This window comes from Lysinibacillus sphaericus (assembly GCF_005217585.1).
Taxonomy (GTDB): domain Bacteria; phylum Bacillota; class Bacilli; order Bacillales_A; family Planococcaceae; genus Lysinibacillus; species Lysinibacillus sphaericus.
Map to the genome: position 1 here is coordinate 233,507 of NZ_SZPT01000004.1, position 11,125 is coordinate 244,631.

Here is an 11,125-nt window from a genome sequence, read left to right on the forward strand (position 1 = left end):
TTGATCAAAAGTATGCTGCAAACGTTGATTTTATAACTGAAGAAACCCATACATTTTAAAAAAAGTTTGATCAAAATGTGTAGGCTTCATTTAAGATATGAGATTATTTTTATAAAAAAGTTTAATCGAAATATTTCTATAGGTAATTATTTTAGCCTTTCTAAATGTTTTATTTCGCTATATGACATATGTTAAAAGCATGCTGTGAACATTGACTTTATATAGAAGAAACCCATAAATTATGAACAAAAATTGATCGAAATTTGTGGGTTTGATTTTTGAGTTATGAGGTTTTTATAAAAATGACTAAAGTACATGTGAAATTAAATTTGAAAATACCCTTATCTACTCTTCTTCATCATTAATGTCTAGTATAGTCTTTAATAATACATCTATATTTAAGTTTGGTTGCCCTTGTCTCGCAAAATAATTTGAAAATCTAGCACCAATATCTTTCGAAAATTTACCTGAGATCGAGGCGAATCTTTCCATCTCATTTAACTCTTCTTTAGTTTTAGAATAGATTTTTTGGAAATTTATCAATCCCCCTGGGAATTCCATATATTTAGGTAAATAATGATATTTATCACTGTGATTATTAGTAAGAAATTCAACAACTTTTTTCCTTGCACTTTCTTTTTTACCTTTAGATTGACTTTCGTTATATCTTTGTTGATGCTCTATAAAAGGTGTTATCGCATCTAATGAATCAATTTGGGCAATTATTATCTTCTCATACTTTTCTTGAGCCATATCGCAGGCTGGAGATAGAATTATATAGTAGTTAACATCATCATATAATATGTCCCCAAAAAAATAATTGCTCTTTATCGGTGGGCTGATAAACACCTCGAAAGGATGATAGTCTGAAAAATCCCCACCATTTTCTTCTATTTCTAAGTGCTCTTGTAATAGTGCTAAGCAGTACCTTACCAATGATTTTTCATATTCATTATTATCTAATAACTCTCTATCCCATAAATGAACATTTTTAGAAAAACTACCCCAAAATATTTTGTTCAAATACTTTTCGACTTTTCCTTTGGTACCTATAGTAGCCGTTATTCCATTATTATGAAATTTAATAATTTCCGAGATGATAGAATCCACTTTATCTGTCTTTTTAAACACTTTAACAAACTCATGTTCAGAGCTTAAAAATTCAACTTTCTCAGGAAATCCTGATCGAACAAATATAGGAAAGCGTAATCTATCAATAATGATTTCAATTAAGCTAACTCCTTCATCATTCTCAGATTTTCCATTAAGTTTCAAATCAATTATAGCTGCATCAAATTCATCTTTAAGAAGAGCGAATATCGCGTCTGAAAATGTTTTAACAGCTTTTTTTTGTATTTTTATACCATCAATTTTCCCTGTTTTTCTATTGAAATCATTTATAGCATCTTCAATCTGCTCTATTTGTCCATTTTCATCTTCTATAATCAATAAGTTAATAATTGTATTAATAGTTTCTCCTTCTAATGTGTTAGTTTGTAGAATACTTGTTTCACTACTCAATTTCCATATCCCCCAGTTCAATTCGTAAATGTGCACCTTTATCAGAGTATAGGGCTTTTAAGTTACCTTTATTTCTTTTTAAAGCCTCCCCGGAAATAGCCAATCCCAAGCCTGTTCCTGATTCTTTGGCACTAAATCCAGGAGAAAAAATTGCCTCATTTTCTATAAATTCTTTTTTTATACCTGGCCCATTATCAATTATGTCAATTAAAAGGGAACCATCTATAATTTCTGAAGAAATACTTATACTTTTATTTTTATTCTCTACATCCATTTTCAACCAGTAAATACTATTCTCGATGAGGTTAGTAAATACCATTCTAAAATCCTTTTCAATTCCATTCCAAGTGATTTTGTCTTCTTTAAAGTCTTTAATTACTGTTATTTGGTTTTCTATTAATTCATTTTTAAAAACATTTTCAATATGGTCAATAATCATTGAAAGATCCACTTTTGTTATCTTTCCTTTTTTAGTCATTGTTAAGGGGTCTAATTTATCAAAAAGTTCTAATAAAGCAATTGTTTCGTCATTAGCTTTACCTAGCCTGTCAATTGAAATGTTTAAGAGCTCTTCTTCCCTCTCCTCCCTAAATTCTTTTAACCACTCAAATACTCTAGGAAGAGTATTTGAAAACCAACTAGTGTGCTTTCTTCCCTCATGAAGAACAACAGTTGTGATACTGCCTAATGTAGCTTGTCCTTGATATAAAGCAATAATCTGTTTTATTTCTTCATATTCTTTTTCTTTTTCCTTTTTAATTTCATTCAAACTTTTGTTGAACACCTCAAAAAATTCTTCTGTAGCTTCTCCTTTACTTTTCCCTTTAGATACCTCGTCAAATTTCCTCTCAATACTTTTACTTACTTTATCTTGAAACGCAGAAAAATCAAATAGATTTTCCATTTTTTGATAAATTGTTTTCTTCTTTGTTTGATCCATAGATCTTCTAAAATCAAATCTTCTATTTTCTAATTCTCTTAATGCAGCAATAACTTGCTTATTAAGCCCCTCAAAGTAAGCATTTTCCTTAAGACCATCTCGAGCACTTTTTTCTTCTAATTTAGAAGCCTCTTCTGGTTGAATAGAAACAAATCCAATGATTTGGTCTACACCTATCCTTAATGATGGATTTTGTACTCTTCGACTATCTAAACCAAGCCAATCAAATCCTTTGTCTCCATGTGGCCTGATTCTAAATCCTCCCCGATATATCCCGACACCAGTCAATTCTTTCAATTTCGATGTAACTTCTCTTCTATTAAAAGTCAAATCTACAGTCTTTGAAAGTTTTTGTTGTAAAGATTCTAAACTAGCTGTATCAAGATCGAACACCCTTAAGTCTATTTCTATTTTTCCACAATATTTTTCTTTTTCAGGATCTAAATTAACTTTAAACGGGTCAATTACTTTATGTTGCTTTACATCCAATGAATTATTTTCAAAATTCAAATTTGCAATACCCTGATCTGTTATATGTCCAAACAGTCGATAGTTGTACATTTCTACTATTGGAAGTGGCTCAATAATGGTCTCATAGGTGTTATATGTATCAGAATCATCAATAAAATTAGTAGTTTTAAATTTTATTTCAAACCTATCATCTTTAAAAGCATTTTGAAATGGTGACACTAATTTTCTTAATTCTTTTTCTAATTTTTTGAGCTCTTTTTTATTCCATAAATCAAAGTATTCATTATCTCCAATAATTCTTAATAAAGTGCCATTTGGTTCATCTACACTAGTAGTTTCAACTTCAACTCTAACATCTTCTAAGTATTCTTTCTCTTCGAAATCATCCCAATTCACATATACAATGGTTTTGATTTTATCGTGCACGGTTTCCATTTGTAAATAATTACCTAATATTGCTACAGCGTACCTACCAATTCCTTTTCTCCCTTGTAATGGCCTTTTCTTAAATCTACTGTGTTGTAGATTTAATTTATTTGGTGTTGCTGGAACAAGCCATGCATTTGTGATAGTATTTAAATCCATTCCATGTCCATTATCTTTAATCTCGATAGAAATTTTGGTTTCTTCACCTTCTGTATACTTTGAAAAATTAATTTCTACATCTTCGGCATCTGCATCGTAGGAATTTTTCACTAATTCTACTATTGATGCCGGTATATCTTTTATAAGATCTTTTCCAATAGTCGTAATCATTCTCGCGGCTGGTCTTAAAGGTAATTCTTGCACTTTAACATCCTCTCTTTCTCAATAAAATTATATCCTATTAATATTAATTAAATCTAATTAATACTTTTATAGAAATAATATACATGGTCTACAGTTTCATAAATATTAGTACGTTTAAAGCAGTACCCATATATTTGAATTAATTTAATTTTACTACAAAATGATATTTTGGTAACTAACCTCTATTTAATAACCTAAAAATTTTTTTCCTAAGAATAAGAATCACTAAAATTAATTGCTTATCTAGACTAGTTTTTCCTTCACTAACCTGGTATATTTCATAGAGAGGTGAATCAGATGAGAGTACTAGATTTATTTGCTGGGGCAGGGGGTTTATCAGAAGGATTTATCCAAGAGGGTTTTGAAATTATTGCAAAAATAGAAAAAAGTAAGCCGGCTTGTGAAACATTAATCACACGAAATTGTTATCACTTTCTTAAAAACACCCCTGACTTTTATCAATATGAAAATTACATAAAAGGCCTCATTGATAAACAAGCATTAATTCGTTATGCAAAAAAGTATGGTTTTGATGAAAATACAATTATTAATCTAGAAATTGGTGAAAAGACGATTGATTTAGCCATAGAAAAGGTAAAAGAAATATTAAATAATTTGAATTTGGATGGAATCATTGGTGGTCCACCTTGCCAAGCTTATTCTTTAATAGGTAGATCCGCTAATGACAAAAAGAAGGAAAATGATGAAAGAATATATCTATACGAGTACTACATCAAATTCTTAAATGAATTTAGGCCTAATTTTTTTATATTCGAAAATGTTAAAGGATTGCTTTCTTATAAGGATATTGATAACACGTTATTACTTCCAAAAATCATTAAAGCTTTTGAAAACTGCGGATATCGTATAGATTACAAGTTATTAGATGCATCAAAATTTGGTATTCCGCAAAAAAGAGAAAGGCTATTTATTTATGGTTATAAACATGAACATATTGATTTTTTCAGACAATTTGAAGATGAATATTCTGAAAATGATATTTTTATCACAATTAATCAGTTGTTTTCAGATCTGCCTAAAATAAAAGCTGGCCAAAATTATAGTCAATTCAACTATCTATCAACACCTATAGAATATCTTAATAATACACTAATTCGCCCTAGAGAATGGATGGTTTTAACACAACATTTATCGAGACCAAATAATGAAAATGATTTAGAAATTTATAAACTTGTTGCCGAAAGTAAACAACAAGGGGTTAATATACCATATTCTGAGTTACCTAAAAAGCTAATAAAGCATAATAATACGGTTTCATTTCTAGATAGATTTAAGGCACTTAACGGTAATTCCATCTCACATACCATAGTCGCGCATATTGCAAAAGATGGTCATTATTATATTCACCAAGATTCAAAACAAAATAGATCAATATCTGTACGAGAAGCAGCAAGAATACAAACCTTCCCAGACTCTTTTTATTTTGAAACGTCAAGGACAGCAGCCTATACTCAAATAGGAAATGCCGTTCCACCACTTCTAGCAAGAAAATTAGCAAATAAAATAAGAACAATCCATCAATGACTATGGATTGTTCTTATTTTATTTCTCAACAAAAATATATATTCTATTTATTTTTTGTTTTTGAGTATACTTATTAGCCTCTAGGGATAATTCTTTAAAGAGGCTGGTATTAACAATTTATATAATTAGATTACTGTCATTAATCATCCAGCCACTCCCTCCATTTGTTTGCATATACACAATCAGAATCAATCCCACTTGAGGAAACAAATTTACTAATTTGACTAAAATTCGTACCAAGACAGCCTAAAATAACCCAACGGTTCATAAAGTCTATAAAATTCGTACCAAGAAGAAGCGTTTTTTCAATCTCTTCTTTTTTAGTTTCTTCAGAGTAGATTACAGGTGAATCTTTAATTGACAAATCTAACGCAAGAATTCCACCATCAGCAAATCTATGAAAAATCATCTTATTATTATTATTGATTTTTTTATTTACACCATTATTAAGTTCAAGTAATATATCTAAATCCCAACCAAAATCGCAACTTAAACCAATATACTCATCCGGTATTACAATAAGTGGATTATCACTTTTAATTTCCCAGAATATGTGTAGTTTTGAAGAAAAATTAAGTATAGTTTCACGAAATGAATCTGGAAGTTTATATCCCAATTTCTCTTCAACTTTTTCTACACTTTCTATATCTGCACAATCACCGAAAAAACTGTCATTATCAATACAGTTCTCCCAAAGATTATCTAATATTTCATCTAATCTTTTATTCCAATTTTTCCAAATCAACTGACTTGATACCGCCAATATATCCAATCCCTTTCAATTTTAAGTGACTGTTCTTATTAGATTTTACTCATTATTAACCTAGCTCTATGCATGTATTCTCTCTTACCATGTCTTAATGTTAAAAAACTTCCTTCATTAATTTTCAATCTTTCATCTCTCCAAATTCCAGCAGTATTAATTAATTCTTTTAAAATCCTACGATACACCGATGTTATATTTCTTTGATTTTGTAAAAAATATATACACGTTGAAATTGCCTTTTCTTCTCTTTCTATTTCAATCACACTAATTTCTCTTCCAAAAAGTAATTTAACTTCGGCAATCACATACTTTCTCTCAGTTACACCATCACTCAAATATACAAAACGTTTCGTACTAGAGAATTCCTTTAAGTTGCCTTGAATAATATTAATGGACTGTACTTCGGGAAAATCCTGCAACACTCTCATTACTTTAATAAACTCACCCAATTCACCATCAACCTTTACATCTGATAATACTTGCTTCTCTAATCCTCTTGTAACTTGATCTCCACCAACATCAGCTGTTGATCGTTTTAATGAGTCGTTAATAAAGCGTTTCTTAGTATGCTCATCCTCAAAATCACGTTTCTTATTCGATTTTTTACGAAGCTTAGTTATTTTAGGCATTTGAATATATTCATGCTTTTGATTATCCATTTCGACAACATCAAAGTCCTCGCTTGTTCCTTGCATTTCTTCATCTAATAATAGTTCATCTTGTGAACCACTCAGTTTTTTCTTATTATGTAATGTATATTTCTTAGGCTCACTTGATTTTTCAGATTGAACTACCTCAGGATGCTCAAATGAGATTTCATTATAGGGAATATGTTTATTCTTCACACATACAACACGTAAAATTGTGCCACCGTTTATATTAGGTTTCACTATCATTTTAATACTAATTGGCTGTCTAAATGACCAATCAAACTTTAAAATCCCAGTGTTGTTAAATGTGAATGCTATATTCTCAAATACATTTCTTAAATCTTGATTTGTAAGCAGCCATACAAGTTGGTACAGAAAATTTGATTGCGTATATTTTGGATGATATTGCGATGAAAAATGCAAATGAATTTTATTACTCTCATAGTTCTCTATAAAGTATTGAGGAAAGGAATTCGCCTCAAAGAGCCTATATAATAAAAAACGATTCGGTGCTAAAATGCTACGAACAACTTCAATTAAGGGCAAGATATAACTCTGATTCCTTTGCTTTACAATAAAGCTCCTTGAAACATCTTTATCATTAGTCCCTTGTACACGCCATTCCTTTTCATAAATAGCAACATGGTTTGGATGAATGGTGATTTCTACTTCCTCTGTTTCTACAGGGGGCGTACTTTTTCTAATATCACCATCAATATAATAATGTTGAATGGCTAGCACTGGAAGTGTTCCCCAATCAACTAATAATTTTTCTGTTTTTCCACCTGCTCTAAAGTAAGCATACATCATTAATTTCTTTTCATAGTGGAAAGGAGAGCTAATCCAGATTAATTGTGCTTGCTCTCCCTCTTTAAATGGCCAATTTTTTAGTTTAACTTGTTGTTCGCTCATTTTTGGTTCACTTCCTGCTTCATTTCAATATAACGTTTTAAACGAGGTTTTATTTCATGAAAATGATGTGATTTAATTGCTGCAACTCCCTGGATTCGCCATAAATCTATTGTGCTGTTCTGCTTTAATAATTCATCAATAATCTTATAACATCGACGTAATTGAAACTCTGGGACAGACTCGGTAATATCGTGCAATAACTTATTTGTTTTTGGTAATTTATCTAAATGGCGCTCTAAATTGGCTAATATACCTAATCGTCTGCCTAAAACGGATTTTGTTATTCTTATGGGTTTAGGCTCTTGTATTAGTTTCAGATATAATCTTTTTATTCGCTGAACATATTGCTGATCGCGTTTCGACCAGTTCACAGATGTTGTTGGTTTATTCTGTCTCTGTACCTTAGGTAACATGCTTTTTAAATAGCTTTTTTCATTACGATATAAGTACATGTATTGCTTTGGAAATTTTTCTCGTAATTCAGTACGGGATAGTCTTGGATTCTGTCGAATTTCATTTAACAACTCTTTTTTGTATTGACTCAATTTATCAGCACTGTAACTATGTCTTACTGTTTGTTTTAATTCGACACTTCCACTTAAATACCTTTTGATTGTTTTAGAATCTACCCCTAAAATTTTTGCCATCGCTCGAATGCTCAATTTTTCTTGTGCAAGAGTTTTTAATTTCCCTATCCATACACCACCAAATGCCTTTATTCTACCTATTTCAAACATATCCGCTGTTTGCTTCCTTGCATAAATAAAACCACATGAACATGTAAACGTACCAATCAAATTTTTAGATTTATAGTCCCTAGTCACTACTACCTTTTGAATTATTAGTTGCCGGTAATGCGATGCTGCCTTATTTAAACAGGGGAATGGTCCTTTACCAAAGGCACCTTTGTCTTTTGTAAGCACAACAAGATCCTCTATAACGTGCTTTAAAAAATAAAGAAAGAGCAAATGACGAAATGGATGTACATGACGCTTCATATTACGAGTTAAAACCTTTAGCCAATTATATTCATCTTCCTCACTTAACTCACTTTGATAGCATTTTAAAAAGGTACTTGAAAATGTAGTTTTAAAAGCTTGATACAACTCATGCTGACGAACCCGATCTGAAGCTGTTATTAAATTATGTTCTCGTAACAATGTTTTATATTTAGAATTAATGTCTTCCCTTGAAAGTGAGTGCAACGGTAAATGGAGTAATTTGTAGGCCTGCTTTGCTAAATAAACTGATATTTCTTTATGTGGATCAATTTCATATAACTCTGATAAATTCATATGGTTTAATTCGAAACGAATATACTCAATGCGACTGTCTTTGATTACCAGGTATTCTCTTAATAGAACTTCATGGTGGGGACAATAATCTATTCCTTGTAGTTGATGCTCCCGATGAATATACGGTTCTCCATATTGCTCTGTATCTGATTTTGCACAAATCGCACAATAATAGATACCGTTTTTAATACAAATGCTTCCAGCGACCATTCCTAGCCTTGTATAAAGTGCCTTACCATCTTCTTTTACATCGTTTAATATTTCTTGTTGACGCTGCTTCGACAAAAATGAAGCATAATAAGGATAAATTGTGTGGTTAGCCAATAGCGATTCTACAGAATATTGAGCACCTAGTTTTTCTGCTAAAACAGAAAAATAGCTACCAATCCCTACACTCGGTATCACAGAACGATTGTCAAACAATTCTTCCAACGTATCTTTACAATCAATATTGCCACTATAAAAATGATACCGGGCAATGGCTGAATAGATTAATTCATTTGGATAAGGATTTGTAAAAAACGGTAACATCTAATGTCCTCCTAGGAATACTCGACTTATTTCTATAATGCCGATATAGCTAGCTTTTCAGACATAAGATGTACCATTAGTTATGAAAAAGTATTATAAATCATTTAATAAATTCCTCTAAAAACGGTTTTATATATCCATTTATTTTTAATAATTCATACGGATGCTTTTTTCTTTCTAACGCTTTTACTCTTAACCTTACTAAAGGTAACAGTTCATCTTTATTTGTATGATTTAATTTCTGTAGAATATAGATTCCTCCTGTTATTTCACCAATTCTCTTGACACTCCATTATATAATTTATATTATTTATATTATTTATATAATGGAGTGGAATTTTATGACGAACAAAAAGAATCAGATTATTAGTTTAAATGTAAATGATATCGCACCAGCAACCAACAAAAATATTGGCGATATGACCCTTAATGAAATTTTTGGAGATGATGAAATTTCAATTAAAAAAACTAAAAAATCACTTAAATTCATAAAAGAAACAGATGAACATACTATGGTTTTCTCTCTAAAGAAGAAGGAAGGACTACAAAGTGTTAATCAACATATTTTCCAAAAGACTAAAGATAAAACATCTATTAAAAAACTTGCAAAAGAACTTTATAAAGAAGGTCACACACAAGAAGATATTGGTGATATTTTAGGGATACATCAATCCCAAGTGTCACTTATTTTAAGAGATAAATACTAATTTTACACCGAGGCTATTTTGAGTTATTAAATAACCTCGGTTTATTCCTGACATAGTACCTTAAAGTTTAATGTTTCAACGAATCATGTCGCCAAGATCATTTAAAGAAATTTTCAAGAAAACTAATTACATCTTTCCAAAAAGAAAATAATAATAAAAATCCTATTATAAATGAAGTTAATAAAGCTGTTATTACAGGATGCTTTTGAAAAAATCCTTCTTCTTTTTTTGTTCCAAAATCTATATTGTTTTGCTCACCAATTATTGAACTTTTAATTTTATTTTTATCACCAATTTTAATTTTCATTTTTCTCTCCTAAAAAACTTCCCAATACTTGAACCTTTAATTTTGTTTTTATCTCCGATTTCTATTTCTGTACTATCCCCAAAAACAACTTGTTGAATATGATATATAACTTCTTGAGTCACCTGGGGTTTTTCTTCAACCTGAGATAATATATCAAGTTCATCAATATTTTCGAAGTTTTTTTCCAGGAGCATTATGACATCAAGAATCTTTGACTTAACAGAAGATACAATTCCATCTAACTGATTAGATGAAAAAGCTATACGCATACTTGCGATTTGAAGTTGATAATCCGATATAGAGTGGCATATCTCTGTTGGAATGCGACGAGCTATATTGTCTTTTTGTTCACTATTGAGTAAGTTATTTATAACATTGATACTGTCTGTCATCTCCATAGTTGTTATACTGTGAATATCTTCCTTCGACATCCTTCCACTCAGTGGCACACTCGCCTCTGTATATTGAACGCGCCCATTAACTACAAATGTCCCTATTGGGATACCTGTTAAAATACGATATTCTGGAATATCTCCTTCGTATCCTGAAAGTTCCCCATTTACCCATTTTAAAATAGTTTCATCTTGCAAATCTGTTAAAATAACTTTTAAACGAAGTAAAATCGTTTCTAAATTCCCCTCATTCATTACAAAATCTTTTAGTAACTGACTTTTAGCCAATGCTTTCGCCC

9 protein-coding genes are annotated in these 11,125 nt (G+C 30.6%); 2 read left to right on the forward strand and 7 right to left on the reverse strand.

Translation table 11 applies throughout. The features are described 5' to 3' along the window. Window positions 1-345: 345 nt before the first annotated feature. Complete coding sequence (locus FC748_RS17320) at window positions 346-1,521, reverse strand: response regulator (protein WP_108030744.1); 1,176 nt, start codon at window positions 1,519-1,521, stop codon at window positions 346-348. Next, window positions 1,514-3,721 (reverse strand): sensor histidine kinase, encoded by a 2,208-nt coding sequence (locus FC748_RS17325; protein ID WP_108030743.1) that lies wholly within the window; start codon window positions 3,719-3,721, stop codon window positions 1,514-1,516. The genes FC748_RS17320 and FC748_RS17325 overlap by 8 nt, the downstream gene beginning before the upstream one ends. Window positions 3,722-4,018: 297 nt before the next feature. Between FC748_RS17325 and FC748_RS17330 the strand changes: the two genes are divergently transcribed. Then, entirely contained in the window at window positions 4,019-5,266 is a 1,248-nt protein-coding gene (locus FC748_RS17330; protein ID WP_108030742.1) for a DNA cytosine methyltransferase, read from the forward strand. Window positions 5,267-5,405: 139 nt separating this feature from the next. On the opposite strand, the gene FC748_RS17335 is transcribed toward FC748_RS17330, so the two are convergent. The 3 genes from FC748_RS17335 to FC748_RS17340 are packed head-to-tail and all read right to left on the reverse strand — an operon-like array spanning window position 5,406 to window position 9,420. Continuing rightward, window positions 5,406-6,029 carry an SMI1/KNR4 family protein gene (locus FC748_RS17335; protein ID WP_108030741.1) on the reverse strand — a complete coding sequence of 208 codons (624 nt, stop codon included), beginning with the start codon at window positions 6,027-6,029 and terminating at the stop codon, window positions 5,406-5,408. 38 nt (window positions 6,030-6,067) lie between these two features. After that, window positions 6,068-7,594 carry a Tn7-like element transposition protein TnsE gene (locus FC748_RS22155; protein ID WP_167492698.1) on the reverse strand — a complete coding sequence of 509 codons (1,527 nt, stop codon included), beginning with the start codon at window positions 7,592-7,594 and terminating at the stop codon, window positions 6,068-6,070. Then, on the reverse strand, window positions 7,591-9,420 hold the full coding sequence (locus FC748_RS17340; RefSeq protein ID WP_108030740.1) for a TnsD family Tn7-like transposition protein: 1,830 nt from the start codon (window positions 9,418-9,420) through the stop codon (window positions 7,591-7,593). Before FC748_RS17340 ends, FC748_RS22155 begins: the two co-directional genes overlap by 4 nt. Before the next feature lie 341 nt (window positions 9,421-9,761). On the opposite strand from FC748_RS17340, the gene FC748_RS17345 reads away from it, so the two are divergent. Beyond that, entirely contained in the window at window positions 9,762-10,127 is a 366-nt protein-coding gene (locus FC748_RS17345; protein WP_108030739.1) for a helix-turn-helix domain-containing protein, read from the forward strand. 97 nt (window positions 10,128-10,224) lie between these two features. On the opposite strand, the gene FC748_RS17350 is transcribed toward FC748_RS17345, so the two are convergent. Together FC748_RS17350 and FC748_RS17355 are read right to left on the reverse strand one after the other, a co-directional pair. Beyond that, entirely contained in the window at window positions 10,225-10,434 is a 210-nt protein-coding gene (locus FC748_RS17350) for a hypothetical protein (RefSeq protein WP_108030738.1), read from the reverse strand. After that, complete coding sequence (locus tag FC748_RS17355; RefSeq protein WP_108030737.1) at window positions 10,431-11,114, reverse strand: AbiTii domain-containing protein; 684 nt, start codon at window positions 11,112-11,114, stop codon at window positions 10,431-10,433. Before FC748_RS17355 ends, FC748_RS17350 begins: the two co-directional genes overlap by 4 nt. Window positions 11,115-11,125: the final 11 nt, after the last annotated feature.